The following is a 23,588-nucleotide window of genomic DNA, read 5'->3' on the forward strand; positions in this document are numbered from 1 at the left end:
CAAGCTGGCAGGAGCACAAAGATCGATGACACCGGCCTGATCATTGTGACACAACCGCGGCTCGATCGGACGCACTCTGTCATCCACGCCAGAATCCCTGCCGACCCAGATCGCCTCGGCGGGTCCCATTACAGAGTCAGGCTCCTAGGCTTAGAAAAACTAGGTCTATCGATGCCTCGTTCGACCCGTCATCCCGATTTCGATCGGCTGCGGAGCGCCATCCTGCCCGGCGCGGTCGAGCCGCAGCGAAGTCCGCCTTGCCTCGTCCGGCCGCGTGATATGGGTCCATGAGTCGCCATAAGCGGGCCTGCGCCGTTCGATCCATGCGTCGAGCCCTTCGCGCAGGTCGGCGGTCGGAGCCATGCGCGCGAACTGCTCGGCCTCGACCAGCAAACCTTCGGCGATGGGCTGATTGAGGCCCCGCGCCACCGCGGTGAGGATCGAGGCAATTGCCGCCGGGGAGTGCGCGACGATGCGTCGGGCGAGATCGAGCGCGGCCGGCATCAGCTCCTCGTGCGACACGACCTGGTTGACGAGGCCGAGTTCGAGGGCGCGCGGCGGCGGGAACCAATCGCCGGTCAACAGCAACTCGAGCGCCCGCTTGCGCCCGGCCAGTCTCGGAAGCCGCTGCGTGCCGCCGAAGGTAGGCGGCATTGCGAGGTTGATCTCAGGCTTGGCGAACAAGGCGCGGTCGCTGGCGATAGCGAGCGGCACGGCTTCGGTGATCTCGCAGCCGCCGCCGAAAGCGATGCCGTTGACGGCGGCAATGACCGGCTTGCGAAACGCTTCCAGCCTCGCCGTCAGCCGCTGTCCGCGCATGACGAAGTCGCGCAGCGCGACATCGGCCCCCTCGGCGACGCTGCCCGAGAATTCATGGATGTCGCCGCCGGCGGAGAAGGCCCGCTCCCCTGCTCCGGTGAGGATGACGGCGCGGATGGCATCGTCTATCTCGATCGCATCAAGAAGCGCGAGCAGGCGATCGATCAGCGCATAGTTCAAGGCGTTGAGTTTTTCGGGGCGATTGAGCGTGAGGATGGCGATCCCGCTGCGGGCCTCGGTGAGCACGAGTTCGGTCATATCTCTTCCCTTTCCTGCGTTTACCAATGGAAAGGAACAGGCTTTCGATTGTATGTATATTCACTAGTCGGTATACTTGCTTGATGAGCGAAGCACCAAGCCCTACCCGTAAACGCATCGTCGATGCCGCAACGAAGCTGTTCTATGCTGAAGGGATCGGCCGCGTCAGCGTCGATGCGGTGGCCGAAAAAGCCGGGCTGACCAAGCGCACGCTCTACTATCACTTCAGGAGCAAGGACGATCTGATCGCCGCCTATCTCGACGGCCGCGACCAGCCGAACATCAGGCAGATGGCCGGCTGGTTCGAAGCGGCCGACGGCGATGTCGAGCGCAAGGTCGAGGCGATCTTTACCAATTTGGCGCGTGTGGCGCGGCATCCCAAATGGAAAGGCTGCGGCTTCCTGCGCACGGCAGCCGAACTCGCTTCGATGCCCGGACACCCGGCGGTCAAAGCTGGGTCACGGCACAAGAAGAATTTCGAGACATGGCTGGCCGGCGCGCTCTCAGATCATGGCGTCAACGAGCCGCGAATACTGGCGCGCGAAATCGTGCTTTTGATGGATGGCGCCTTCTCGATCATGCTGATCCACCGCAACCCCGATTATGTCGAGGCGGCGGGACATGCCGCTGCAACCCTGGTTCGGGCACGGTTGGGACGAAAAGCCCCCTCCTAAAAACCAGCCGCTAGCCAGGCCGTGCCGGCGGCAAGCGTCAGCAGCGTCAGCGGCAGGCCGACCTTGAAGAAGGCCGAGAAGGACAGCTGCGTGCCGGCCGCCCGCGCCTGTTCGGCGACGATCAAATTGGCGACCGAGCCGAGCAAGGTGAAGTTGCCGGCCAGTGTCGAACTCATCGCTACCACCAGCCAGGCGCGCTCGGGGCTTTCAAGACCGGGTATGAACGGCCTCAGCGCCAGCACCGCCGGAACATTGCTCATGATATTGGAAAGCACTGCGGTGAAGCCGGAGAGCCGCCAGACGTCGTCCAGGCCAAGGTTCTTGGCCGAGGCGATGATATCGGGCGTCAGCAGTGTTTTCTCGGCGCCGGCAACGACGATGAACAGGCCGGCGAACATGAACAGCAGCGGCCCGTCGATCTCGCGATAGATGCGCGCGGGCTTGATGGCGCGGGTGAGCAGCAGGATGGCGCCGCCGACGAGCGCTGCCTTGGCAACCGGAACGCCGGCGAAGAACGCGACCGCCAGGCCAATGCAGACAACCACTGCCTTCAGCACCTGCCCGGGCAGCATGCGGCCGCGATAGACTTCCGGGCTGAGCTCGGCACTGCGCGCGAATTCGGCCCGGTAGACGATGCGCACGATGACGATGACGGCGACGAGGCCGAACAGGGCAACCGGCGCAAGTGCTGCCGAAAAGGCCGGATAGGAAATTCCCGACAGCGCACCGATGACCATGTTCTGCGGGTTGCCGGTGATGGTAGCGACGCTGCCGCAATTGGACGCGGTGGCGGTGGCGATCAGATAGGGAATGGGATTGCGGTTGATGACACGGGTGACGTGGACGACGATCGGCGCCATGACCAGGCAGATGGCGTCGTTGACCAGAAACGCCGACAGGATGCCGGTCAGGAGCGTCACCATCACCAGAAGCATGAACGGCGCGTGCGCGTGCTCGATTGCGTAAGCGCCAAGCGCCCGGAAGGCGCCCGAGACCTTCAGATGCGCCACCACGATCATCATGCCGAGCAGCAGGGTGATGGTGTCGAAATTGATGGCGCGATAGGCGTCTTCCATGCTGAGCGCGCCGATGGCGATCATCGCCGCACCGCCGAGCAAGGCGATTCCTGCCCGGTCGAGACGCAGGCCCGGGATGCGGCCGATGGCGACGCCGGCATAGGTCAGGATGAGGATCAGCAACGCCGCCGCGCCCATCAATGTCATTGGCAGACCATCCCCGTTCAACCGAACCGACGCCGGAATCGATTGTTCCCGCTCAGGCATTTGCCGCGCAGCTTTAACGCCGCTCCAGCAAAGCGAAAGCGTCGATGACGATCCGGATGTGAAAATCGGTGGGCAAAATCACGAGCCGACCAACGCCGGGGAGCAGGCGGAACATTATCCTGACACGGTCGAGATTGTGAATGAGACAAGCGTGTGGCCTGCCGTGGCCTGACATTGCCATTCGCGAGACTTCGCTGTTGCCAAGGTCATGGTTTATATAATTAAATTCTAATTTAGGCTTTCCGGGTATGGATAGCTTAGCCGTATTTCGGCCTTGGGGTTTTCAGATGGTCCAGGTCCTTGAGAGGGAATGCCGCGTTTCGGAGAACGAGACCTTGCTGGCGCGCCCGATGGAATGTCCGCGTTGCCAAGGAGCCCGCAAGGTCTTTGTTTGCTCCCGGTGGATGAGTTCGAATGGCCATTGCTGCCCCGGAGGAACACACCGGCTTAGCTGCCCAGGCCACAGTGTCGCATGCCTGGAGTGCGGTGGAGGGGAATCTTGAGCGGATTTGAAACGATCACGACAAGATCGGTGTGAGACGTCCAGCATGTCCCGGTTCGACGTGCCGGTGCGCAAATCTCCCGGAAACGAAAAAAGCCCGCCCCGGCGAACCGGAGCGGGCTTGCAACCATAGCCATGCGCTACGGATATTCGGTTCAGCTGCGGGAGGATCTCAATTCAAGGGTCCTGGCGGCCATCCGCTCCCGCGGAATGGTCAATATCGCCGCGGTTGCCGAGGAAGTGCGATTGGCTAACCTGGATGAGAACATCGCCCTTGAAAACGTCGGGTGGCTTGTGGTGCAGACAGCCCACTCTACGGCGCGGTGATCGAATTGGATGGCCTGATCTCCGTTGAGGCAGGAAGATTGACTTCGCTTGCCGACAATCAGTACGAACTGCTCGGCATCGACAGTTTCGACACCATAGGCGGCCAAACCGCGCGCCCTCCCCTGCAGGGACAGTCCCTGGAGGACGCGACCCGCTTTACTCCCCTTCAATCGACCCGAAATCCGCGAAAGAGGCCTGGACGGAGCGCAGCGGCGCTTGGAGCGTCCAGACGACGCCTTGTTCCCCAAATTCCAGTTGTCCCGTGCCGCTAAGCGCTTGTGGCGCAACCCGCTTGAGCACGACGGAGCCAAAACCGCGGTGCATGGTCCCGCTCATGCCCGGCCCATCCAACTCCCGCCAGGTCAAGCGAAAGGCGTCGGTGCGGTCGGTTGCCGGGGCCGTATCCCATTCGATTTCGACTCGTCCGCCGTGGCGCGACAGCGCTCCATACTTTGCCGAATTGGTGGCCAGTTCGTGGAAGGCGATGCCGAGATATTGCACGGCATTCGGTTGAAGTGTGATCACCGGTCCGGCTACCGACAGACGGTCCTGCGCTGCAAAGGCTTTGAGTTGCGCCTTGATCAGGTCGCCAATGGTCGCACCGCGCCACTCGGCATCGACCAGGAGATCGTGGGATTGCGAAAGCGCCGAGATGCGCTCTCGCACCTGTTCGAGGAATATCGCTGGCGTGCCCGCCGACCTGCTGGTCTCGCGGATCATCGAGATGATGACCGAATATTGGTTCTTCACCCGATGGTTGACTTCTCGCATGAGCAGACGGATGCGTCGCTCGCTCTCCTTGTGGGAGCTGATGTCGCGCGCGATCTTGGAAGCGCCGACGATCCGCCCGATGCCATCGCGGATCGGCGAAACAGTCAGCGAGACCGGGACGAGGCTGCCGTCCTTGCGCAGGCGAATGGTTTCATATGACGGCACACGCTCGCCGGCACGTATTCGCGAGATGATCGAGGCCTCCTCGCCGATGCGCTCGGGTGGAATAAGCATCGTTACCGGCCTGCCCACCGCCTCGGCGGGCGTGTAGCCGAACAAATGTTCGGCCGCGTCGTTCCAACTGGTGATGATGCCGTTGATGTCTTTCGACACGATGGCGTCCATGGACGATTCGACAATTGCAGCCAGCCGCATTCGCGCCTCGTCGGCCTGCGTCTGTGTACGCAGGTCAAGCAGCGTGTTGATGGCGCCGACAATTTCACCCGATTCGTCGCGGAGCAAGCGTGGGTGGGCTCTGAACGGAATAAGTTCACCGTCCGGTCGCTCTGCTATTGCCTGATCCCATGGGATATCGCGTCCTTCCAACAAGGAGATTGCCATCGGGCATTCGCCATGCGCCATCGGCCGGCCGTCGAGATGGCGCAGCTTCCAGCAGCCGCACCAAAGGTCTCGGCCTATTACCGGACGGTGCCCCCACAGATCAGCCGCTGCCTCGTTGAAGAATGTGATGCGGCCCTGTTTGTCGATTGTGTAGACGGCAACGGGCAAGGCCTCCATCACATGGGCAGAGGAGATTCCTGGAATTCCAGGCTCCAGCTGTTGGACGACATCAGCATATTCCCCTGCCACGAATTCCCCTACCGCTCCATTTTTTGCAGCTTGCTGCGATAGCTGAAATGCATGCGCGAGGTTTCGGTTCCGTCGCACCCTTGGTGGGGCAGTTGTTCTCCTGCGAAAAGGCAATCCCCAACGCAGGCGGCACCGATCTCTGGGATTGCACAAATGCCGAAAAGACGAGGCGGAACCGTTGCGGTAAGTAAGCTGCGATCGCCAACAGCCAAAGGCAGCGGAACGCAGTTTCGCGGCCTTGCCCCTAACTGTCAGCTTCGCACTGACAGGAACCAATCAACGGCCAGAGCGTTTGCCGCTGCGTACTTTTTTCAGACCTAGCCAAACGGAGTGAGGGACATGGCTTCATCGGTACTTATCGGCATCCTGATCACCTTTCTGGTGATCATCCTGGTGCTCTATCTCGTCCAGCGCCTGCCTCTCGATGGCCGCACGAGACAGATCGCGCAGATTGTCGTCATCATCATCGGCATCATTTCGCTGCTGAAATATCTGGCGGTGTTCTAGTATAAGAACCGCTATGAGATTCCACAGGCTCGCATGGATCGTCGGAACAGCTTTGGTTGCCGTAACAACCACGGCCTACGCTCGTCCGGACACGCGCAGGATGACCTGCGAGGAGACACAGCGCCTGATCCAGAGCCATCGCTCGGCCGTGCTAACGACAGGCCGAAACACTTACGATCGCTACGTTCGTCAATTTGGCAACGACTGCGACTGGCCGGAGGTGCCGGTCGCCGCCACGGTTCCAACACATGATGGACAATGCCGCGTCTATTGGTGCCGGGAGCCGGTGTTCGACTTCCCGAACTGACAGAACCAACTGGGTGCTGACGGCGCCAGCAAATGCACTCCGCGCGGCGACGTGGAACCCTTGCGCTCCGCGTGAATTGATTCTGCGCATGGCGCTGCGAGGCTTAGCGGTGTGATGCCCAACAAGACGGAGGAGCGGTCATGGCCAATGATACAAGGCGAAGCGGCAGCTGCCTTTGCGGCGGCATCCAGTTTTCGGTGACGGGAGACCCCTTTCGGGTCGGTCTTTGCCATTGCAAGGACTGCCGCAAGGCGAGCGGGTCGACTTTTTCGGCGTTCGCGGTGTGGCCGCTTGAGGCGTTTGAAACGGCGGGTATAGTCAGCAGCTATGGCGACAGAAGCTTTTGTCCAACCTGTGGCGGCCGGGTCCCTTTGGTTCGTGAGAATGAGGTGGAGGTGACGATTGGCAGCCTCGATGAAGTCCCCACCGAAGGACTGGAGCCCAGCTATGAACTCTGGGTCAACCGCCGCGAACACTGGTTACAGCCTTTGCCCGGTGCCCGGCAGTTCGAGCGTGACCGTGTGGAAGACGAGGCGAAAAGCGATGACCTGACAGCCGATCTGATTTCTGACGGGGCCGAGACACTGTCAAGCAACTTGCCGCGACGCAAATCGGCATAGCGCACGCGATGCAGAGGGCCTTGGCCAGCCGACAGGCAGGAATTCGTTCTCGAACACCGCCCGATGCGACAAAACCGGGTTCGACAACATTTCACCATGCGGAAGCCAAACGCAAAAAGCCCGCCTTGGCGTTAAGCCGAAGGCGGGCGGATAAATCATCTGACTTGCGCTCCCCGGCTGCTGCGGAGCCATGGGTTTGGCCCCTGCTCGAACTCGGTGCCTTTTTGCAGTCGCCGATCGATTTACCATGGCTGCGGTCAGCGGAATTCGTCTTGCGGTTGCAGAGCGGTGCTGCGTTTTGTTTAAAAACGAGAGCTTAATATCCCTGATATGGCTACGTCAACTATGCTGTCCAAGTATGTTTTGGCGTGACATAAAGAAAACTTGCCACCTTGTACAAAAGGACAGCTTGTCTATTTCCTTTTTTGTTACATAGTGTAGCGAATCTTGAAGCCGAATGGGGCGGTTTTCATGCAGCTAGCGCTTAGGCAGGGTCGCGGTCCGCACGTGCAATATCCACCGATTGATGGGTTCTGGACCTGGGACATCAAGCGCAACCGTGTTTACGGCGATGCCAATCTTTCCGACTATTTCGGGCTGACGCTCGAAGAGTTTTCGCATGGCGTATCCATGGAAAGATGCATGCAGAGCATCGACGCCGAAGATCGGCTCCGGGTGCATACCGCGATCCGCAAGGCGGTGGAGCGGAGAGCGGGGTTCAGGGAAATCTATCACGTCCGCTCAGACAAGATGGGGATTCGCAGGATCCTGGCGGTTGGCCAATGCTGTGTAGACGGTCAGGGAGAAGCAGCCTTGTACCCCGGCTGGTTCATCGATTTGACCGGCAACGTCGATTCTGGCGAGACAGCACTTCGCGAGATCCACCGCCATATCGAACAGGCCAAGGAGATCTCACAATCGATGGGGCAGGACCTGCTGCTCTACCTTCTCGAAAATGCCCAGGAAGAGGCGCAGCAACGCCTTGACGGCGGGGCGATGAGGCGCAAATCGGCTTGGAGCAGATCTTGCTAGCTTTTGCGCGAAACCTTGCCGCGATCGTTGAGTTCAGCCGTCACCATGCGGGCAAAATGGCTTTGAGGCCATCGACGCTCCAGCAATTTGGCGCGCTCAAGAGCAGCGTCGCCGTAAAACTCGACCAACACCGTCGCGGCGCTGGCGGCGTCGACCCTGAGCCGGCCAAGATCGGCGTGTCCGGCCCGACCGGACGACACGCTGCCGGCAATGACATTCAGCATGGTCTGCAACTTGTCGGGGAAACTGCCCTCGTCTTCGTGCATCGTCGTGGTCCGATTGGCGGCGTAAAATATCGACATTTTCGCAAAAAGCGCAATAGGGTCGTTGATCGAGCGCTAATACAACCTGATACAGCTCTACCGTGAGCTTCATCGCAATCTTCATGCAAGCATAGTCAGCGCAAAGTTCGTGCGCAGACATTGGGGGCACCGATGGACCAGCCGAGCAAGATGGAGAACCTGCAGTTCGCGCAAGGGATACTGCGGGAACTTCGGCAGAAAGCCGAAGCCGACGGCGAGAAGCTTCTGACCTATCTCATCGACATGGCTTACCTTGAAGCCAGCGATCGCATCCGTGCGCATTGGGTCGGCAATCACGAGCCCGAAAGCCGCAGGGCCAAGGGGTAAAGCCGAAACGGGGCGGCGCCCTCACCGGCGCCTTTTGGATCAGGCGCCGGAGGCTGACCAGACCACCGTCAGTTGTGAATACCGGCTGAAAGGCCAGCCAGCACCTCCCTCACCCGGGTTTCGCTGATGCCGCACGTATCCTTGACCCAGCTGGGCGTCGAGAGCGGCGGCTCGATAAAGCGAACATGGCTGTTTACGGGACCGTGCACGTAGGGGCGATTCAGCCCGTAGATGAGCGCACATGGGACGTTCAGGGCAGCGGCGGCGTGGGAAATGCCGCCGTCAACCCCGAGGAACATGGTCGACGCAGCGATCTGGCACATCGCGTCAACAATCGACGGGGTCGAGGTAAAGTCGATTGCCTCAGGAATGGCGGCACGGATTTTTGCAGCGCCGGCGCGCTCGCGCGATCCGCCGACAATCCAGATTGCCCAGCCGCGATCATGATGGTCCCGGGCGACCGAAATGAAGCGCTCTATGGGCCACGAGCGAAAATTCTCGATGCCTGCCGTATAGAGCGCCAGCGCCGGCCGGCCGGCATCGATCTTCAGGCGCTGGCGCCACTCGTCCAGCTCTGCCGGATTGACCACAAGCCGGGGCGCCGGCCATTCTGTACCCGCAGCCGGCTTTTCGCCAAGAGAGGCAATCGAGCAGACCTCCTCGAAGAGCCGCGTCTTGCGCGGGCCGAAAGCCCATAGATGTGCCAGCCAGCCGGCGGGGAAGCGATTGAGGAGGCCGAATTGCAACTCCTGCGGATAACCGATGCGCTCTGCAATGCCGGTCATGAACACCGTCAGCGCCGCCTTGGTGCTGCTGGTCATCAGATAGGCCGTACGATAATTTTCCTTCCGCAGATCGCGGATGAGACGGCTTCGTTCGCCAAAACCGGGGCGCTGATGACGCTTGGCAAGCGCCCAGCCTTTCCGGACATGCGGCATCAGGCGCGCCAGCGGTGCTGCGACCGGCGAGGTGACGACATCGATGGGGCGACCGGGAAATCGCTCGGCAATGATCTGGATGGCGGAGTGGCAACGGACGAAGTCGCCGACTGCCGGAAAGCCGACGAAGAGGATTGGATCGGTGGTCGTCAAGGAAGCGCTTCGCCGTCAAGGATGCGGGCATAGAGATCCAGATAGCTACGCGCCGCTTTCTGGATCGGAAATCGCGTCGCGGCCGATTCGCGGCATTGCTGAGGCGTAAGGTCGGCGACGGCTTCGAACGCGGCCGCAAATTCTTCATCGGTCTCAAAGAAGCGTCCGCTATCGGCGTCGACGGTCTCGGGCAACGCGCCTCGCGGGGTCGTCAGCACGGGAGTGCCGCACAGCATGGCTTCGACCGGTGCGTTGCCGAACGGCTCCTCCCAGGCGATCGGGTTGAGGAAGGCTCGCGCTTCGCCGAGAAGGCGAAGCTTCGGCTCGCCGTCAACGATGCCGTGGAAACGGTATCGGCTGCCAAGGCTCTTGAAAAACAAACCTTCGCGGCGGGTCTGGCTTCGGCCCAGCAGCTTCCAACGCGAACCACCGGCGATATCGAGACCGAAGTCGAACTTTTTGGCGAGATCGACGGCGCGGTTGAGGCCTTTGCTCGATCGCGCAATGCCGGCGAGAAACAGCAGGCGGTCGCCCTTTGCGGCAGACAAACGATAGTCGTCTACAGGAAAACCATTGTAGACGAAGGTTTTGCGGCCATGCTGGCGGGCATGATTGGCGCTGATAAAGCTCCAGTTCGCAACCGGCATGGGCTGATCCGGCATAAAGCCGCGCTGCGTATTCAGCGTTGGAAATGGCACCTCGACGGGCCAGCTGTGTGTGTGGACGATTTGCGTGTCGCGCGGAATGGCCGCCCGGCATTCGGCATCGGTCGAAGCGTGCCGGACTTCGTAGAGCGGATGGCTGGAGCCAGGGCCAGCGACCACCACGACATGATGGCCGAGACGAACCAGCTCCGTTGCCAGCCATTCGACCTGACGCTGAATCCCGCCGTAACCCCGACAGGGGATTACGCCCTTCAAAACGAGCGTCACCCGCATTGACCTGCCTCACAAATCCTCTCAAAGACGGTTCAGTTGCGTCACGGGCTGGGCATTGTCAAGGTCGCGCCGGAATCGCGAAAAGCCGCGCCCGCTGTCAGCATTGCGCCCTTATCACCGGGTTACGGAATCGTTAATCAGCACTTGCTACTATGCCCAATGACCAAGAATCTCGGCAATGCATCCAGGAGCATCCCCAGGCAACAGCCTAAGAACTCCGCTCTTGGTCGGCTGGCGCCTGCCCTGTTTCCCCTCGTGGTCGTTGCGCTTGGATACATGATCGGCCGGCAATTCTTCGGCTTCTAGGCGAGCCTCTCCGGATGCGCTCGCGGTGGAAACGCCACGAACAAACGCGAAAAACGCCACACCCTTTCGGGTGCAGCGTTCTGAACCGATACCGGTATCGGCAGGTTATGACTGTGCTACGAAACGGCCTTTTCGCGGACCGGAAGCTTCCAGCCTGGCCTGACAAAGTGGCAGGTGTAGCCGTTGGGATATTTCTCGAGATAGTCCTGATGTTCGGGCTCCGCTTCCCAGAAATCACCAACCGGAGCCAGCTCGGTGACGACCTTGCCCGGCCATAGCCCGGAAGCATCGACATCGGCAATGGTGTCCTCGGCGACGCGCTTCTGCTCGTCGCTGGTATAGAAGATCGCCGAGCGGTAGCTCATTCCGACATCGTTGCCCTGGCGGTTCCTGATGGTCGGATCATGGATCTGGAAAAAGGATTCGAGCAGCGTGCGAAAGCTGATCCTGGCCGGATCGAAAATGATCTCGATGGCTTCGGCATGGGTGCCATGGTTGCGGTAGGTGGCGTTGGACACATCGCCGCCGCTGTAGCCGACGCGGGTCGAGATCACGCCGGGATAGTGCCGGATGAGATCCTGCATGCCCCAGAAACAGCCGCCGGCAAGGACTGCACGTTCGGTGGACATCGCCATATCATACCTCCTTTGGATTGCTCCTTAAGTAGGCATTGTCGCCGGCTTCTTCCAGCACCTCAAGTGCATCACTCGTTGCCGGCCGAGCCGAACCGCCGCACGATCACGTCGAAGACGATGTCGGAAATCCACATTGCCGAGACGCCGATCAGGAAGGCGGCGGCCAATGTCGTGGTGTCGTCGGCCGGATTTGGAATAGGCATGCCTGTCGCCTTGAACCAGGCGACGGCGGGTAGCGTCAGATAGGCCGCAGCGAGCGCGCCGCAGATCGGCGAAGCGATCATCTCGCGCAGCTTGTAGCGGTGGCGCGACAGCGCCCGCAGCACGCCGCCTGCTAGTCCGGCGGCGACGACGGGGCCCTTGATGCCAAGCATGTCGAAAAGGTCGTGCATCGGCTTAAGGTCTCCACCCGCAAAGCTTTTGTCCCTTGCGGTTGTACGCCAAAAGCGCCCGCGCCTCGGTGTCCGACAGCGCATCGACGGCTTTGGATGACAGGCGCAGCGGACTCGAGACCGTGCAGAATCCACCCGAAGCAGTCGTACAGCCGGCCAGCGCCACAAGCAGCGCAAGCATCAGTCCCTTGCCCATGATTTCAGCTCCTTTCGAACAGCGTCCGCCGGCAGTGCACCGATATCGTTCTGCACCTTGTCGGCGACCGCGCGCGCCGCGGCTTCAGCGGCCGCCTGTTTGGCGCGTTCGGCCCTGCCCCCGGCCAGGCGCTGGTGAAAGCCCCAGCAAAGGGCAGCGATGACGGATGCAAAGAAGCCCAGCAGCGCCTTGTTGCCGAGCAGGACGGCGAGCAGCGCGCTCACAGCAGCCACCCGGCGATGAGCCCGGCCGCAAAGCCGATGGCGTAGGGTCTGGCGGCTTCGAGATAGGCGATGAGCAGTTGTTGCAGCCCTTCCATGTCAGTGCTCCCAGTCGAATTTGCGGGAAAGCCAGTGCCAGGTCTCGGTGACCGAGGCGATGGCAAGACCGGCGGCGATCTCCAGACCGGCCTGGATATCGGGGTCGGAAGAAAATGCCGCCGCGTCGTCGGCGCCGAGCAAGCCACGCGCGACCAGAACGCCGGCGCCGTAACGCAGGCCGATGCGGATGAAGACGGCGATCATGTCGAACTCCTTGCGAACATGGATTTCAGGATCTGAAACAGCGTGTGCCAGAACGGCCGACGTTCGACGGGGGGCGCAATGGAAGCCCCGGCGGGCGCATGCGATGGCGTAGAGCCGGGTGCGGTGGATGGCCCGGGCGGATGTTGTGGACCCGATGGATCCGGCGAAGGTGCCGGAGCGGGCTGAGGGCCAGACATCAACAGCGCCTGGGAACGGACAGACCGGACGCGGTCGCTCCAGCCCTTGCCGAAAACCGGCCAGGTCGGCAGCCGCCGCAGGAATGCCAGGCGGGCGTCGCAGAGGTCGTCGATGACTGCGCCCGTCGGCCTGACGCCGACAGCCCTGAGCGTGGCCGGGCCGATCCTGCCGTCCTGCACCGCGCCCACCGCCACTTGCAGGCATTTCGCCGCCCTGCCCGGCCCGCTGTTCACGGCGAAGTCGAACACGGCGTAGTCAATGCCGTCGGGGAGTTCCGCGCCGGCAACGGCGTCCCAGTAGAAGCGGCGATAGACGGTCGCCACCTGCTCGCCGCTGATCTCTCGCAGATCGGCTTTGGTAGCGTCCGCCTTCACATAGCGGCGGAAGTTGGCCAGCGTCACGCCCTTCATGGTGGCGCCGCCCGGATCGACCGGATTGTCGGACCAGCCGCCTTCCGATTTGAGGACGAGCGCAAGCGCCCGCGCGAAATTGCGGTCCATTGGTAGCCTCTTTGGGTTGCGGGATTTTAGCTAGGAGATCTTAGCTGGTCACAAATCAAACAAACGAGACGACGTCCCGCTAACCCTAACTGTGCAGACCGGCATGTCGGTTCCCCACAATAACGCTTCGTCACAGGATAGGAATTTGGACGGAGCGGCTAAAGAGGGTTCACGGAAGCGCTTCGCCATCAAGGATGCGTTTATAGAGTTCCAAGTAGGCCTTTGCGGTCTTCTGGATCGGAAATCTTTCGGCAGCCGATTCACGGCATGTTAGCGCGGAAATGCTGTCGATCTCATTGAGAACGCGAGCAAACTCCTCATCGGTTTCAAAGAAACGCCCGCTGTCTGCATCGACTGTTTCTACAAGCGCCCCCCACCGTGTGGTCAGCACGGGGGTCCCGCACAGCATTGCTTCGACCGGGGCCATGCCGAACGGCTCTACCCAAGAGATCGGGTTAAGGAATGCGCGCGCCTCGCCGAGCAATCGCAGTTTCTCGTCGCCATCGACGGTGCCGTGGAAACGGTAGCGCCACGACAAGCTTTTGAAGAACAGACCGTCTTTCCGGGCCTGGCTGCGCCCCAGCAGCTTCCACCTCGATCCACCCGCAATATCGAGTTCGAAGTTGAATTTCTTCGCTAGACCAACGGCCCGGTTGAGGCCCTTCCCGGCCCTTGCGATGCCGCCCAAAAACAACAGCCGGTCAACCTTCCGATCTGCGAGCCGGTAGGCGTCCACCGGGAAACCGTTATAAACAACGTTTCTCGGTTATGCTGGTGCGCGTGACTGGCGCTGACAAAGCTGCAATTTAGCCCCTCCCTCGGCGTGTTCGGAACATAGCCGTGCAGGGTGTAAAGCGCACGATATGGGCTCTCTACATCATACCAGCCATGGAAATGCACGATGTCAGTATTGGCAGGGATCGCCGCCAGACATTCCGCTGCTGACGCTGCCTGCCGGACCTCGCAACGCGGATGGCTGGACCCCACTCCGGCAATCAGTGTGATTTGATGTCCGAGAGATACGAGTGAGCTGGCTAGCCAGTCGATTTGCCGCTGGGTGCCGCCGTAGCCTCTGGAGGGTATTTTGCCTTGCACCGCAATAGTAATATGCATTTCCAAGGTTTAGACCGTTGCTCATATTTGGCAAGCTAGGCCCACGCCCTCACAACGAGTTTCCAGCTAGCGTTCGTTATATCGTTAAAACCGGCTCCAGCCTTGTTGAGGATTTTGATTGAGCCAGCGGCGCTACCAACCCGTACATTCAAATTGGTCGCATCCGGCACAATGCTAATAGCTTGAACGGTCGCATCAGTTGTATTGAGAGCGGGGTTGATGGGTATCTCATCACCAACCGCGTACCCCGAATTGGCCGTAGTACATTGGATGAAGGCTGCGTAGAGCGGCGGCTTGACCCCAAGTCCATGGGCAAGGATGAGAGAGCCGCCGGCCGTCAGCGTTTGTGGGGCGCTTTCGAACGATTTGGTAAACGGTAACGTCCCCCACTGCGGGGCTGACCCGCCGCTGTTCATTAGAAGGGCCTGACTTGCCGTTCCCTTAGCGAGGCGCCCCCAGGTTCCCACACCTGTGCCGTAGATGAGGTCTCCGGCAACGGCCGTGCCGATGCCTGTCAAAGCGGTCAAAACCGCTGACGCAGCCTGATAGACTGAAGAAATACCAGCGATAGCCGCGGTGACAAACCCCGTCGTCGCAAGCTGCGTCGTGTTGGTTCCCGGTGCCGCCGTAGGTGCAGCCGGCGTTCCGGTGAACGTCGGGCTGGCCTTTGGCGCGAGGCTCGACACCGCTACCCCGCTGTCCTTGGCCAGCTTGCCTGTCGTGCCGTTGAAGGTCGCGATGTTGTCGGTGACGGCGGAGGCCGGGCCGGCGATCAGGTCGGTTACCTTGATGCCACTATCCTTCCCCACCTTGCCCGTCGTGCCGGCGAAAGTGACAATGTTGTCGATCACCGAAGACGCTGGGCCGGAGAAGTCGCCTGCCCCTGTCCCGTCGGCGCCCTTGTCGCCAGCGCGGTCGAACACCAGCCAGATGCCGTTGGCCGTCGTCGGCAAAGTGCCGGCGCCGCTGACATAGGCGAGCGTCAGCTTGCGGTACCGCGTCGCGGCCATCAGGTCGTCTCGCAGCTTTACAACCTGGCCGTCCTTGCGATGGTAAAGCCGGAACTCCTCGAACCAGGGTAGCAGCGTCGAAAACACCTTGAAGCGGCCGGATTGCATGCGGTCGAGCATCTCCATCAGCCCGGCCTCGACCGAGACCGAGCCGTCGGCGAAGCGGGCGTGGCCGGTGAGCATGTTCAGCCCGTGCGCGGCATATTGCTTGGCGAGCGCGGTGCCCGCCCCTTCCAGCGTCTCGCGGCGGCCGTCGCGCGGCCACGCCCAAGGCAGCCATTCGCCCCAGGGCTTCAGCGCCAGCACCTGCATGGCCGGGGTCTGCTGCGAAGCGCGACTGGCCTTGGTGACGTAGACGACATCGGCCTCGGTATCCCAGGCCAGCTCGACCGCGGCCGACGGATGGTCCCAGCCGAAATCGAGCGCGCCGAGGCGCGGCCAGTAGCGCGGCAGCCGGAACGGCTCGCAGGCGATCAGCTCTTCGGCGATCGGAAAAATGCGACCGGAGCCCAGCACCGGAATGCCCTTGGCCCTGGCTTCGCGCTCATGCTTGGGATAGGCGGCAATGATCGCGGCGCGCTCCTGTGGCGAATAATGCTCGGCATCGTCGATGGTCATGAAGGTGACGTGACGGGACATGCCTCACCTCGGTCATTGATGGCCAGGAAGGGTCAAACCAATCTTGCCGGAGCCGCGTCTGTCAGTCGGCGGCCAATGGTATTCTCGACGGGACGCTAATATACGTAGACGCTCCAACGAGCAGCGCCTGCCAGATGCTTGAGGAATGCCATGCGAAGATTGATCTTCACGGCGATGTGTATCGCCGCCGCGACGGCCGCTAGCGCCCACGATTGGTACGAAGACAGGATTGACCCACAGACGAAATTCAAGTGTTGCGGTGGTTCTGATTGCCGCGCCATACCTCGGTCTTCGGTGCGGTCCAGGATCGACGGTGGTTACATCTATTTGCCGCACAATTTCATCATTCCAGCGGACCGTGTGCAGGACTCCCCGGACGGCCAATTCCATATCTGCGAAAGTACCTACGTCATAACCAATCAGCTGTATTTGCGTTGCTTCTTTGCACCTCGTGTAAAGGTCTCTCTACTTCGTCCGCGTTGAGGCAGATACCGAGCGTCGCTGCGGCAGCACCGGCGCCCTCCCCTTGCGGGAGGCTCTACTTCAACCCCCTCACCTCCACCTCTTCCGCCGACAAAAACAACAGCACCACGTCGCTCATGCCGAGCAGCGGCGTGAACGTCACGATGGTGATGCCACCCGTGGCGTTGGTTCGCGTCAATCCTTCGGAATAGATGTCGAGCGGCGGCTCCTCGTCGAACCAGACGCCGTGCAGCGTTTCGCCCTGCCACTTTTCGCGGCCTTTCTCATAGCTCTTGAACGACAGCACGGATTCATCGGCCTGCACGTCGCCGCCGCCGCCCCAGCGCACCACGATGCTGTCGAGCGCGCCCGGCGCGCCGCGGCCCATGGTGGTCTGCAGGATGGCGTCGGCCGGGATCATGCCGGTGCCCCAGGCTGCCTGCTGTTGCGGCGGACCGACCAGCACGCGCTGCGGGTTGTCGCGCGTGCCCTCGCCGGTCACGCCGGCCGCCCATAGCCGCACGGCGCTGTCGAAGGTCTTGCCTTGCCACCACCAGGGATAGCGGCCGGTGAGGTGCATGGCCCATTCGGCGCCGCCGGCCCTTGTCTTGCCGAGCTGATTGCCGGCCATGAACAGCCGCTCGCGATTTCGCGCTCCCGCGGCGTGGAATTCAGCCTGGCGTTCATACGGCCTGTAAGACGCTAGCAGATTAGTCCTGCGCCTGCGGTCCAGCTCCTGCAGCAGCGCCAGATAGTGGCGGCGTGCCACCCGGCTGGTCGCGGAAGGACCCGAGGACGGCTTCGAGGCCACGGATGCGGCGGCGGATCTCGTCATCGCTCAGGGCTTCCAGATTGTCGATGGAGACATGTAAATCCTTCGCCAGATCCTTGGGCAGCACCGATTGCACGATCTTCAGATACTGATCGGGCTTGTCGGCCCGGACCGCGGCAATGACGCCGGCGCCATGGGCGCGGAAATCGGCGCGCACCGCGCCGAGAAAATCATCGCCAAGCGTCTTCTTCGTCCGTTTCGTTGTGGCAGCGCCGGCGGGCGCTTTGCGGCCAGGGCGCGCACGCGGCGCCGACCGGTCAGCCATGATCCGGGATCCCGGCGGGCTCTGCCGTGGGCTGCTTCACCGGCCTTGCCCGCTTGACCTTGCCGGCCTTGCGCCGGGCCGGTTTTGCCCTTGCCGGTTTTTGCGTGGCGTTGCGGGCAACGGCATCGGCTGGGGCGTTGCGCTTTTCGGCAGGCGCGGCTTTCAGGCTTGCCTTGGCAAGACCGATCGCCCGGCCGTCGACGCCTTGCGCACCGCGCGGAAAGCCGAAGCCGCCGATCGCATCGACGGGGCCGCCGCGAATCATGCCGATCAGGACGCCTGGCCGGACCTGTTCGATACGGCCGATACGCGCCTGCGGGGGAGCGCCTTCGAACACGCCAATGGCGCTGACGACCTCGCGGCCGTCATCGTCGGTGATGATGGTGGCATAGCGGTTGGACATGGGGTTCTCGCGGATACAGCAGAATGAACCGAAAATGGCGTTCCTTCGCGCCCCCCTCTGTCCTGCCGGACATCTCCCCCACTTGGGGGGAGATTGGCGGCATCACGGCCGCGCCCCGCCTTCCGGTGTTTGATGAWTGGCGAAAGCCRKCGTGACATCCGATCTCCCCCCKTGTGGGGGAGATGTCCGGCAGGACAGAGGGGGGCGCTGTCCCGCCAACATTCGATATCGGCACCTTGCGGGCAGTCAGAAACACAAAACCCGCCTCGGCGGCGGGTTGCTGGCGCAAATCAGCACGATGGAGAAATAATATGATAGTTGCCCTCATCCGTCAACAGGAAATAAGAAACAATTCCTACATCAGTCAGAGACTCAACGATGTTAGCGCTACCATACTCGGCGTCAAGTCATATGCATATGTTCTAAAGTGCCATGCCGCCGGCGGGTTTTGTCTGATAATTTGATCTTTGGCATCAAGGGGGGAACAGAAACCATGTCTGACGACAAAATCCGAAATATAAATTTGACCGCCGACATCGTCGCGGCATTCGTGCGCAACAATTCAGTGCCTCCTGAAAGTCTGCCGGCGTTGATCGAGAGCGTCAATTCCGCCCTGGCGGCCGTGGACAATCCGGTTGCTCCCCCGCAACCGGCACCCGAGCCCGCCGTCAGCCGCAAGCGCTCGGTGACGCCGAACTTCATCTTCTGCCTCGAGGATGGCAAAAAGTTCAGGTCGCTGCGGCGCCATCTCGGCTCCGCCCATGGCATGACGCCGGAGGCCTATCGCACCAAATGGGACCTGCCCGGCGACTATCCGATGACGGCGCCCAGCTACGCCGCCAAGCGATCCGAGCTGGCAAAGGAGTTCGGGCTCGGCATCAGAACAGAGGCGCCGGCCGCCAAAGCCGCGGCCAAGCGCAAGACCAAGGCGTAACGCGACGCCCCTCCGCGCCGTTCGCCTGCCGGAGCACGATCATGGTGGCCGGAGAGCCCGATGACGTTCGTGTCGAACGCGTTGGCCGCCGCCAATGGGCGGTGCTGGTCGCCGAGAATGGCACGGTGACCCAACAACTGTTCGAGGCCCAGGCAGCGGCCGAGGATTTTGCCGATGGCGAGCGGACAAGGCTCGGCCTGCCCGCCAAGCCGCCGGCGGCGGATCCGCTGGCCTGAACAGTCCTTCAGCTGGCCGCGGGACATTGCCGGAAACGAAAAACCCGCCTTGCGGCGGGTCGCTGGCGCAAATCAGCACCATGGGCAAATCATAGCATAACTGCCCCCACCCGGCAATCGCAGCGGATCGCAAGACGTAGCCTTCGACAGGGATCGACCGACTGGTCATTAGCTGGCTCTTATGGAATCATTCCGCTCCGACTCGGGGAGAATGCAACATGGACAAACCAGCCATGGCATCCGTGTTCAGGCTGCGGCATGCGCCAGCCACTGTTTCGGGCGTTCGCAGTGTCGGCCAGGGCCAGGCCGATCCCGTCATCACCAGAAGACCGCTCGGCGAGGCGATCCGCTTCGTCATCGACGCCCACCCCCACTACGACATCAGCGACGTTTCGATTGCGTATGGCGACGGCTCGGCCCTGGGCAGCAGGGAGGTCAAGGCCCTGTGGGCCGAATATGGCCGCCGGTGGATGGAGGAATAGGACGACACCCGGAACCTCGGCATTCGCCTCCCTGGATCGGAACGGAGGCTCGCGCGTTGAGCCTGAACCAATGGGAGCAACAGCCATGAACGTCGCCAATCTGCAACTCGAAGGCCTGCTGATGGCCGTCGCCTCGATCAACCAGGTGCTGGTGCGTAAGGCGGTGCTTACGGTCGAGGACATCGACATCGCGCTGCGCAAGGCCGAAGCCGGCGAAACCGGCGAGGAGCGGTCCAGCGGCATGTCGGAGTCGAGCCGCGATGCCGTCAACTTTCCGATCCGGCTCTTGGAACTGGCCAATCAGTGCCAGCCGGAGACGGACATGCCGTCCTTCTCGAAACTGGCCCGCATGGTCGGCCAGATGAAGGAACCCTACAACGACCAGATGTGAGCCATTCTGCCGACGCCGGGGCTCACGCCCTGCCGAGCTTCGAGGCCAGCACGCTGCCCGGGCCGTGCACGGCGGCAAACAGCAGGCCGGCGGCGAATGGGAAATGAGACATGAAGGCGCCGAACTCGGCCTGGTTGCCGGCCCAGTGCGACGGACCGTGGAAGGCAAAGCCGAGGAAGACCACGTAGACGGCGGCGACCAGGGCCGCAGGCGTGAAGAACGCGCCGGTCAGCAAGGCGATCACCAGCAGCGTTTCAAGGATCGCGGCGCACCAGGCCAGAAACAGCGGGAACGGGAAACCGGCGGCGGCGATGTAGCCGGCGGTCATGCCCATATCCATGAACTTGAAGGCCACCCCCAGCGCGAACATGGCGGCCAGGATCAGGCGGGCGATGAGAAGGGCGGCGGTCTGCCACGGCGTTTGAACGGTTTCCATAATGTCCTCCTGGGATTGCTGGGGGTTTCGCTCCAAGGACGGGCGACACGCCGCCGATCCGACATCGTCCCGCAAAAATCTTGGCTGGCAAAGTTGGACTGCTCCAGGTCCTGGCTTGCAATGCTCTTGGCGGTGTTGGGGGAATCGCGGCTCAGAGCTTCGCCATCAGCTCCCGTCCCAACCGCTTCGGCGGCTCTGCCCTTAACACCACATTCGTCGTCACCGCGCCGTAGCGGCCGATGGCATCGACGATGCTTTCGAGGTCGGGCGGCGACGGGACGACGACCTTGACCAGAAAACAATCCTCGCCGGTCACCCGCAGCACCCTCGACCACTTCCGGCATGGCAGCGAATTTCTTCAGGCAGGTCTGGATGTGCTCATGCGTGGTGCGCAGGCGGATCATGGCCATGGTGCCGAGACCAAGGGCGGCGGGATCGATCGCCGCGCGGTAGCCGGCGATGATGCCGCGCTCCTCCAGCCGCTTCACCCTTTCCGAGGTGGCGGGCTGGGACAGGCCAACGCGGCGGCCGAGTTCGGAAATGCCGATGCGGCCATCCTCCTGCATGATCTCGATGATCGCCATGTCGGTGGGATCGAGCCGCGGCCGATAATCGCCATTTGCCATAAGCACCTTCAATCCATCGGAATTCTTCGTCGCTTTCCGATGATCTCTCATTCCGTGGATGAGGAGAAGACCTAGAATTGGGGCACCATCTCTGGCGAAGAAACAGGATTTTCCATGACCGACTTCATCATTCTGCCGGGCAGCGGCGGATCGGGCGAGGCCCATTGGCAGACGCGCTGGCAGCGGGCCAATCCGGCGATGCGACGCTTCAGCCCGGCGAGCTGGGAACTGCCGGATTTCGACAACTGGGTGGCAGCGCTGGAAACCGCGGTGTCACAGGCGACAACGCCGCCGGTGCTTATCGCTCACAGCCTCAGCTGCCTGCTGGTGGCGCATTGGCAGACGATGTCGAGCCGCCAGATCGGCGGCGCGTTCCTGGTTGCGGTTCCCGATCCGGCATCGACGGTCTATCCCGCTTACGGGAAACCGTTCGCAGACACGCCGCGCGATCCGCTCCGCTTTCCTTCGCTGATCGTCGCCAGCACGAACGACCCCTATGACCCGCACGGCTACGCCAGGGCCAAGGCCGGGCAATGGGGCAGCGAGCTGCATATCGCCGGGCCGCTCGGCCATATCAACAGCGACAGCGGCCTCGGCGACTGGCCGGAAGGAATGGCGCTGCTTGTGGCTTTCGTCAGCAGCATCGAATTGAGGGGCGATTGTCGAGCATCGGTTGATGCCGGCGGCCGCTCGTCTTCACACAATGTCCTGAATTCAGGTGGCTAGAAGTCTCTCACGCGCAAGGCCCTGCCCCTGCTGCTCTTCCCGCCGCCGCTCGGCGTCGGCCTTGCGCTTCGGGCAATCCTCGTAGTCATGCTCGCGCGAACCGCAATAGGAGCAGCACTTTGCCGGCGTGTCGGAGTGGAGCATCGAGGCCATTCCCAAGAATGCACGAAAAGCTTTCCGGTTGCAGCAATTCGTGAAGCCGCTCCGGTCATAGCCCTGTGCCCCGATAGTCCAAGGAGCCCGCCGCTCCCGCGCCGGGCCCCCCGCTTACCCTGCCGTCACCGGTCACGCATGCGCGTGCGGGTGACGGAAGTCCCAGACCGCCCAGGCCGACGCGGCAACCACCAGCACGCCGAGGACGACATGCGTCGCCATCGCGTTGGTGCTGGCCATGAAGCCAAGCAGCCAGGGCGAAACGATCAGCCAAAGCCCGATGACGACGTTCACCCACTCTTCCCATTCGGCGAACACCGAAAGCGTCGCGAGAGCCAGGCCGCCGAGCACGAAGCCGGCAATCCAGGCGTTCCACGCAGGCGTGGTTTCAGCGGTAAAACCGATGATCCAGGGTGAGATGAACAGGCAGATCGCAAGGACCAGATTGATCCAATCCTGGCCCTTTCTTCCTTCCATCAGTTTCATTGCCATGACAACCTCCATGAATGAAGCTTGACAAAAGCACTGCGTTTCGCGTGCACCGCACGCTTAGTCATTGATATAATTACGCTTCAATGGACCTTCAAGGGCGCGGCCCCGGCGCCACTGTCCGGTGGAGTTGCAGCTGCGTCGGCGCCGCCGGGCGTCGGTCGCCGACGGGGCCCGTCGCATCGCCTTGCCTACCATCACGTGGCACAATATCGAATTTTTGCATTGGCAAACAAAGACACTATATTAGCTGACTATTGATTTAGCGCTTGCGAAGCCATGGCCAAGAAGAAATCCAGACCGGTATTGCCCGTGATGTCGGCGGTCTCCCAGGCGGAAGCCTATGAGGAGGCGAGCTATTTTGCGCGCAAATGCGGCCTGACCCGGGACGAAGCGCTGAGGATGATGCGCGAGGCGCAAGGCTCGCTGAGCGTGGCGAAGGCGTCCGCCGGCCGGCGGAACAAGTAGCCGAGCCCGCTCCCGCCTGCCCTCCTCCTCAAAAGCGGGGAGATTGCAGCTTCAGCGGCGTAGATCAGTCGTCGCCGCCGCTATCGCCGCCACCGTCACCGCCCCCATCGCCACCGCCGTCGCCACCGCCGCCACCGTCATGGCCATCGCCATCGTGATCGCCGCCCTGATGATCGCCATCTTCGTGATCGCCTTCATCGTCACCCTGGTCGCCCTGGTGCGAGCCGCTGTCGACGCCGTCGTCATCGTGATCGCCTTCGTCATTTTCAACGGCGGCGTGATCGCCCTCATGGCTGGCGGTGGCGCCCTGGTCGTCTTCGTCCGATACGGGCGCCGTCACTTGGTCGCCATGATCCGAGAACTCGCCTGCGAACGATTGCCCCGCTGCCAGAGCGCCAAGCAGGCTGACCGAAGCCACCGCTATCAGCAGAGGAAAAGCTTTCATCGTCGTCTCCCATCCGGCACGCCCGGCCGCCATTGTCGATGGTGGATCATTGCCCGGCCGGATTACGGCGCCCTTAAATGAGTGATTGCAATTTTAGCAGTTGCTTATTTTGTTCGGCGATGCCTCGACAGGCGTCGCCAGCCATCCGCGCCATGTGTC

Annotated in this window: 32 protein-coding genes and 2 pseudogenes; 13 read left to right on the forward strand and 21 right to left on the reverse strand. The window is 61.9% G+C overall.

What is annotated here, in order from left to right; all coding sequences use genetic code 11:
• Positions 1–165: 165 nt before the first annotated feature.
• Entirely contained in the window at positions 166–1,077 is a 912-nt protein-coding gene (locus tag AC1DYO_RS28880; RefSeq protein WP_477267792.1) for a crotonase/enoyl-CoA hydratase family protein, read from the reverse strand.
• A gap of 83 nt (positions 1,078–1,160) precedes the next feature.
• On the opposite strand from AC1DYO_RS28880, the gene AC1DYO_RS28885 reads away from it, so the two are divergent.
• Positions 1,161–1,751, forward strand: coding sequence for a TetR/AcrR family transcriptional regulator (locus AC1DYO_RS28885; RefSeq protein WP_477267793.1), 591 nt, complete (start codon positions 1,161–1,163; stop codon positions 1,749–1,751).
• On the opposite strand, the gene AC1DYO_RS28890 is transcribed toward AC1DYO_RS28885, so the two are convergent.
• Positions 1,748–2,974, reverse strand: coding sequence for an anion transporter (locus AC1DYO_RS28890; RefSeq protein WP_477267794.1), 1,227 nt, complete (start codon positions 2,972–2,974; stop codon positions 1,748–1,750). The two genes, AC1DYO_RS28885 and AC1DYO_RS28890, sit on opposite strands and share 4 nt — an antisense overlap.
• A gap of 697 nt (positions 2,975–3,671) precedes the next feature.
• On the opposite strand from AC1DYO_RS28890, the gene AC1DYO_RS28895 reads away from it, so the two are divergent.
• Complete coding sequence (locus AC1DYO_RS28895) at positions 3,672–3,863, forward strand: hypothetical protein (protein WP_477267795.1); 192 nt, start codon at positions 3,672–3,674, stop codon at positions 3,861–3,863.
• Positions 3,864–4,019: 156 nt separating this feature from the next.
• Here the strand turns inward: AC1DYO_RS28895 and AC1DYO_RS28900 are convergent, their stop codons facing one another.
• Positions 4,020–5,372, reverse strand: a complete 1,353-nt coding sequence (locus AC1DYO_RS28900; protein WP_477267848.1) for a PAS domain S-box protein — start codon at positions 5,370–5,372, stop codon at positions 4,020–4,022.
• A 411-nt stretch (positions 5,373–5,783) separates the two neighbouring features.
• On the opposite strand from AC1DYO_RS28900, the gene AC1DYO_RS28905 reads away from it, so the two are divergent.
• The 3 genes from AC1DYO_RS28905 (at position 5,784) to AC1DYO_RS28915 (ending at position 7,910) form a co-directional block, all read left to right on the forward strand.
• The gene (locus AC1DYO_RS28905; RefSeq protein ID WP_023694668.1) at positions 5,784–5,951 is read left to right on the forward strand and encodes a Thivi_2564 family membrane protein; all 168 of its coding nucleotides are present in this window, start codon (positions 5,784–5,786) and stop codon (positions 5,949–5,951) included.
• A 447-nt stretch (positions 5,952–6,398) separates the two neighbouring features.
• Entirely contained in the window at positions 6,399–6,878 is a 480-nt protein-coding gene (locus tag AC1DYO_RS28910; protein WP_477267796.1) for a GFA family protein, read from the forward strand.
• Between the two features lie 471 nt (positions 6,879–7,349).
• Positions 7,350–7,910: a hypothetical protein gene (locus AC1DYO_RS28915; RefSeq protein ID WP_477267797.1), complete on the forward strand. Its 561-nt coding sequence runs from the start codon at positions 7,350–7,352 to the stop codon at positions 7,908–7,910.
• Here the strand turns inward: AC1DYO_RS28915 and AC1DYO_RS28920 are convergent.
• Positions 7,907–8,176: a hypothetical protein gene (locus AC1DYO_RS28920; RefSeq protein ID WP_477267798.1), complete on the reverse strand. Its 270-nt coding sequence runs from the start codon at positions 8,174–8,176 to the stop codon at positions 7,907–7,909. The two genes, AC1DYO_RS28915 and AC1DYO_RS28920, sit on opposite strands and share 4 nt — an antisense overlap.
• A gap of 168 nt (positions 8,177–8,344) precedes the next feature.
• Between AC1DYO_RS28920 and AC1DYO_RS28925 the strand changes: the two genes are divergently transcribed.
• Complete coding sequence (locus AC1DYO_RS28925) at positions 8,345–8,539, forward strand: hypothetical protein (protein WP_112392710.1); 195 nt, start codon at positions 8,345–8,347, stop codon at positions 8,537–8,539.
• A gap of 68 nt (positions 8,540–8,607) precedes the next feature.
• On the opposite strand, the gene waaF is transcribed toward AC1DYO_RS28925, so the two are convergent.
• The 13 genes and pseudogenes from waaF to AC1DYO_RS28990 all read right to left on the reverse strand — a co-directional run bounded on the left by waaF (position 8,608) and on the right by AC1DYO_RS28990 (position 18,043).
• Positions 8,608–9,630: a lipopolysaccharide heptosyltransferase II gene (waaF, locus tag AC1DYO_RS28930; protein WP_477267799.1), complete on the reverse strand. Its 1,023-nt coding sequence runs from the start codon at positions 9,628–9,630 to the stop codon at positions 8,608–8,610.
• Entirely contained in the window at positions 9,627–10,568 is a 942-nt protein-coding gene (locus tag AC1DYO_RS28935; protein ID WP_477267800.1) for a glycosyltransferase, read from the reverse strand. The genes waaF and AC1DYO_RS28935 overlap by 4 nt, the downstream gene beginning before the upstream one ends.
• Before the next feature lie 422 nt (positions 10,569–10,990).
• Positions 10,991–11,509 carry a peptide-methionine (S)-S-oxide reductase MsrA gene (gene msrA / locus AC1DYO_RS28940; RefSeq protein ID WP_477267801.1) on the reverse strand — a complete coding sequence of 173 codons (519 nt, stop codon included), beginning with the start codon at positions 11,507–11,509 and terminating at the stop codon, positions 10,991–10,993.
• Positions 11,510–11,577: 68 nt separating this feature from the next.
• Entirely contained in the window at positions 11,578–11,901 is a 324-nt protein-coding gene (locus tag AC1DYO_RS28945; RefSeq protein WP_477267802.1) for a hypothetical protein, read from the reverse strand.
• 4 nt (positions 11,902–11,905) lie between these two features.
• Entirely contained in the window at positions 11,906–12,097 is a 192-nt protein-coding gene (locus AC1DYO_RS28950; protein WP_477267803.1) for a hypothetical protein, read from the reverse strand.
• Positions 12,082–12,321: an ABC transporter permease gene (locus AC1DYO_RS28955; RefSeq protein WP_477267804.1), complete on the reverse strand. Its 240-nt coding sequence runs from the start codon at positions 12,319–12,321 to the stop codon at positions 12,082–12,084. The genes AC1DYO_RS28950 and AC1DYO_RS28955 overlap by 16 nt, the downstream gene beginning before the upstream one ends.
• 96 nt (positions 12,322–12,417) lie before the next feature.
• Entirely contained in the window at positions 12,418–12,621 is a 204-nt protein-coding gene (locus AC1DYO_RS28960) for a hypothetical protein (protein WP_477267805.1), read from the reverse strand.
• Complete coding sequence (locus AC1DYO_RS28965; protein WP_477267806.1) at positions 12,618–13,319, reverse strand: glycoside hydrolase family 108 protein; 702 nt, start codon at positions 13,317–13,319, stop codon at positions 12,618–12,620. The genes AC1DYO_RS28960 and AC1DYO_RS28965 overlap by 4 nt, the downstream gene beginning before the upstream one ends.
• Before the next feature lie 169 nt (positions 13,320–13,488).
• A complete protein-coding gene (locus AC1DYO_RS28970; RefSeq protein WP_477267807.1) occupies positions 13,489–14,055 on the reverse strand; it encodes a glycosyltransferase in 567 nt (188 codons plus the stop codon).
• Between the two features lie 1,369 nt (positions 14,056–15,424).
• Positions 15,425–16,075: pseudogene (locus tag AC1DYO_RS28975) on the reverse strand (phage terminase large subunit family protein); the annotation flags it as partial.
• Between the two features lie 544 nt (positions 16,076–16,619).
• A complete protein-coding gene (locus tag AC1DYO_RS28980) occupies positions 16,620–17,174 on the reverse strand; it encodes a terminase large subunit domain-containing protein (RefSeq protein WP_477267808.1) in 555 nt (184 codons plus the stop codon).
• A 79-nt stretch (positions 17,175–17,253) separates the two neighbouring features.
• Complete coding sequence (locus tag AC1DYO_RS28985) at positions 17,254–17,640, reverse strand: hypothetical protein (protein WP_477267809.1); 387 nt, start codon at positions 17,638–17,640, stop codon at positions 17,254–17,256.
• Positions 17,633–18,043 carry a hypothetical protein gene (locus tag AC1DYO_RS28990; protein ID WP_477267810.1) on the reverse strand — a complete coding sequence of 137 codons (411 nt, stop codon included), beginning with the start codon at positions 18,041–18,043 and terminating at the stop codon, positions 17,633–17,635. Before AC1DYO_RS28990 ends, AC1DYO_RS28985 begins: the two co-directional genes overlap by 8 nt.
• Before the next feature lie 493 nt (positions 18,044–18,536).
• On the opposite strand from AC1DYO_RS28990, the gene AC1DYO_RS28995 reads away from it, so the two are divergent.
• The 4 genes from AC1DYO_RS28995 (at position 18,537) to AC1DYO_RS29010 (ending at position 20,086) form a co-directional block, all read left to right on the forward strand.
• Positions 18,537–18,977 (forward strand): Ros/MucR family transcriptional regulator, encoded by a 441-nt coding sequence (locus AC1DYO_RS28995; RefSeq protein ID WP_181060196.1) that lies wholly within the window; start codon positions 18,537–18,539, stop codon positions 18,975–18,977.
• A gap of 41 nt (positions 18,978–19,018) precedes the next feature.
• Positions 19,019–19,213, forward strand: a complete 195-nt coding sequence (locus tag AC1DYO_RS29000) for a hypothetical protein (protein ID WP_477267811.1) — start codon at positions 19,019–19,021, stop codon at positions 19,211–19,213.
• A 218-nt stretch (positions 19,214–19,431) separates the two neighbouring features.
• Positions 19,432–19,695 (forward strand): hypothetical protein, encoded by a 264-nt coding sequence (locus tag AC1DYO_RS29005; protein WP_477267812.1) that lies wholly within the window; start codon positions 19,432–19,434, stop codon positions 19,693–19,695.
• Positions 19,696–19,780: 85 nt separating this feature from the next.
• Entirely contained in the window at positions 19,781–20,086 is a 306-nt protein-coding gene (locus AC1DYO_RS29010; RefSeq protein WP_477267813.1) for a hypothetical protein, read from the forward strand.
• A gap of 22 nt (positions 20,087–20,108) precedes the next feature.
• On the opposite strand, the gene AC1DYO_RS29015 is transcribed toward AC1DYO_RS29010, so the two are convergent.
• Together AC1DYO_RS29015 and AC1DYO_RS29020 are read right to left on the reverse strand one after the other, a co-directional pair.
• The gene (locus AC1DYO_RS29015; RefSeq protein ID WP_477267814.1) at positions 20,109–20,522 is read right to left on the reverse strand and encodes a DoxX family protein; all 414 of its coding nucleotides are present in this window, start codon (positions 20,520–20,522) and stop codon (positions 20,109–20,111) included.
• Between the two features lie 151 nt (positions 20,523–20,673).
• A pseudogene (locus AC1DYO_RS29020) lies at positions 20,674–21,148 on the reverse strand (Lrp/AsnC family transcriptional regulator).
• Between the two features lie 114 nt (positions 21,149–21,262).
• Between AC1DYO_RS29020 and AC1DYO_RS29025 the strand changes: the two are divergent.
• Positions 21,263–21,874: an RBBP9/YdeN family alpha/beta hydrolase gene (locus AC1DYO_RS29025; protein ID WP_477267815.1), complete on the forward strand. Its 612-nt coding sequence runs from the start codon at positions 21,263–21,265 to the stop codon at positions 21,872–21,874.
• On the opposite strand, the gene AC1DYO_RS29030 is transcribed toward AC1DYO_RS29025, so the two are convergent.
• Positions 21,863–22,018, reverse strand: coding sequence for a hypothetical protein (locus AC1DYO_RS29030; protein ID WP_477267816.1), 156 nt, complete (start codon positions 22,016–22,018; stop codon positions 21,863–21,865). The two genes, AC1DYO_RS29025 and AC1DYO_RS29030, sit on opposite strands and share 12 nt — an antisense overlap.
• A 141-nt stretch (positions 22,019–22,159) precedes the next feature.
• Positions 22,160–22,519, reverse strand: coding sequence for an SPW repeat protein (locus AC1DYO_RS29035; RefSeq protein ID WP_477267817.1), 360 nt, complete (start codon positions 22,517–22,519; stop codon positions 22,160–22,162).
• A gap of 276 nt (positions 22,520–22,795) precedes the next feature.
• Here AC1DYO_RS29035 and AC1DYO_RS29040 point away from each other — a divergent pair, with 276 nt between their 5' ends.
• Positions 22,796–22,984 (forward strand): hypothetical protein, encoded by a 189-nt coding sequence (locus tag AC1DYO_RS29040; protein WP_477267818.1) that lies wholly within the window; start codon positions 22,796–22,798, stop codon positions 22,982–22,984.
• Between the two features lie 43 nt (positions 22,985–23,027).
• Positions 23,028–23,510, forward strand: coding sequence for a hypothetical protein (locus AC1DYO_RS29045; protein WP_477267819.1), 483 nt, complete (start codon positions 23,028–23,030; stop codon positions 23,508–23,510).
• The last annotated feature ends 78 nt before the right edge of the window (positions 23,511–23,588 follow it).

The organism is Mesorhizobium sp. P2_F5 (assembly GCF_056403715.1).

Bases quoted from the DNA above. Each gene is read 5' to 3' on its own strand.
- AC1DYO_RS28890 (WP_477267794.1), bottom strand. From the start codon at position 2,974: ATGACATTGATGGGCGCGGCGGCGTTGCTGATCCTCATCCTGACCTAT.
- AC1DYO_RS28885 (WP_477267793.1), top strand. From the start codon at position 1,161: ATGAGCGAAGCACCAAGCCCTACCCGTAAACGCATCGTCGATGCCGCA.
- AC1DYO_RS28910 (WP_477267796.1), top strand. From the start codon at position 6,399: ATGGCCAATGATACAAGGCGAAGCGGCAGCTGCCTTTGCGGCGGCATC.
- AC1DYO_RS28995 (WP_181060196.1), top strand. From the start codon at position 18,537: ATGTCTGACGACAAAATCCGAAATATAAATTTGACCGCCGACATCGTC.
- AC1DYO_RS29015 (WP_477267814.1), bottom strand. From the start codon at position 20,522: ATGGAAACCGTTCAAACGCCGTGGCAGACCGCCGCCCTTCTCATCGCC.
- AC1DYO_RS28945 (WP_477267802.1), bottom strand. From the start codon at position 11,901: ATGCACGACCTTTTCGACATGCTTGGCATCAAGGGCCCCGTCGTCGCC.
- AC1DYO_RS28965 (WP_477267806.1), bottom strand. From the start codon at position 13,319: ATGGACCGCAATTTCGCGCGGGCGCTTGCGCTCGTCCTCAAATCGGAA.
- AC1DYO_RS29025 (WP_477267815.1), top strand. From the start codon at position 21,263: ATGACCGACTTCATCATTCTGCCGGGCAGCGGCGGATCGGGCGAGGCC.
- AC1DYO_RS29040 (WP_477267818.1), top strand. From the start codon at position 22,796: ATGGCCAAGAAGAAATCCAGACCGGTATTGCCCGTGATGTCGGCGGTC.
- AC1DYO_RS28880 (WP_477267792.1), bottom strand. From the start codon at position 1,077: ATGACCGAACTCGTGCTCACCGAGGCCCGCAGCGGGATCGCCATCCTC.
- AC1DYO_RS28985 (WP_477267809.1), bottom strand. From the start codon at position 17,640: ATGGCTGACCGGTCGGCGCCGCGTGCGCGCCCTGGCCGCAAAGCGCCC.
- AC1DYO_RS29030 (WP_477267816.1), bottom strand. From the start codon at position 22,018: ATGCTCCACTCCGACACGCCGGCAAAGTGCTGCTCCTATTGCGGTTCG.
- AC1DYO_RS28980 (WP_477267808.1), bottom strand. From the start codon at position 17,174: ATGGCCGGCAATCAGCTCGGCAAGACAAGGGCCGGCGGCGCCGAATGG.
- AC1DYO_RS28905 (WP_023694668.1), top strand. From the start codon at position 5,784: ATGGCTTCATCGGTACTTATCGGCATCCTGATCACCTTTCTGGTGATC.
- msrA (WP_477267801.1), bottom strand. From the start codon at position 11,509: ATGGCGATGTCCACCGAACGTGCAGTCCTTGCCGGCGGCTGTTTCTGG.
- AC1DYO_RS29035 (WP_477267817.1), bottom strand. From the start codon at position 22,519: ATGGCAATGAAACTGATGGAAGGAAGAAAGGGCCAGGATTGGATCAAT.
- AC1DYO_RS28920 (WP_477267798.1), bottom strand. From the start codon at position 8,176: ATGCACGAAGACGAGGGCAGTTTCCCCGACAAGTTGCAGACCATGCTG.
- AC1DYO_RS28960 (WP_477267805.1), bottom strand. From the start codon at position 12,621: ATGATCGCCGTCTTCATCCGCATCGGCCTGCGTTACGGCGCCGGCGTT.
- AC1DYO_RS29005 (WP_477267812.1), top strand. From the start codon at position 19,432: ATGGACAAACCAGCCATGGCATCCGTGTTCAGGCTGCGGCATGCGCCA.
- AC1DYO_RS28895 (WP_477267795.1), top strand. From the start codon at position 3,672: ATGCGCTACGGATATTCGGTTCAGCTGCGGGAGGATCTCAATTCAAGG.
- AC1DYO_RS28925 (WP_112392710.1), top strand. From the start codon at position 8,345: ATGGACCAGCCGAGCAAGATGGAGAACCTGCAGTTCGCGCAAGGGATA.
- AC1DYO_RS28915 (WP_477267797.1), top strand. From the start codon at position 7,350: ATGCAGCTAGCGCTTAGGCAGGGTCGCGGTCCGCACGTGCAATATCCA.
- AC1DYO_RS29010 (WP_477267813.1), top strand. From the start codon at position 19,781: ATGAACGTCGCCAATCTGCAACTCGAAGGCCTGCTGATGGCCGTCGCC.
- AC1DYO_RS28935 (WP_477267800.1), bottom strand. From the start codon at position 10,568: ATGCGGGTGACGCTCGTTTTGAAGGGCGTAATCCCCTGTCGGGGTTAC.
- AC1DYO_RS29000 (WP_477267811.1), top strand. From the start codon at position 19,019: ATGGTGGCCGGAGAGCCCGATGACGTTCGTGTCGAACGCGTTGGCCGC.
- AC1DYO_RS28990 (WP_477267810.1), bottom strand. From the start codon at position 18,043: ATGTCCAACCGCTATGCCACCATCATCACCGACGATGACGGCCGCGAG.
- AC1DYO_RS28950 (WP_477267803.1), bottom strand. From the start codon at position 12,097: ATGGGCAAGGGACTGATGCTTGCGCTGCTTGTGGCGCTGGCCGGCTGT.
- AC1DYO_RS28900 (WP_477267848.1), bottom strand. From the start codon at position 5,372: ATGGAGGCCTTGCCCGTTGCCGTCTACACAATCGACAAACAGGGCCGC.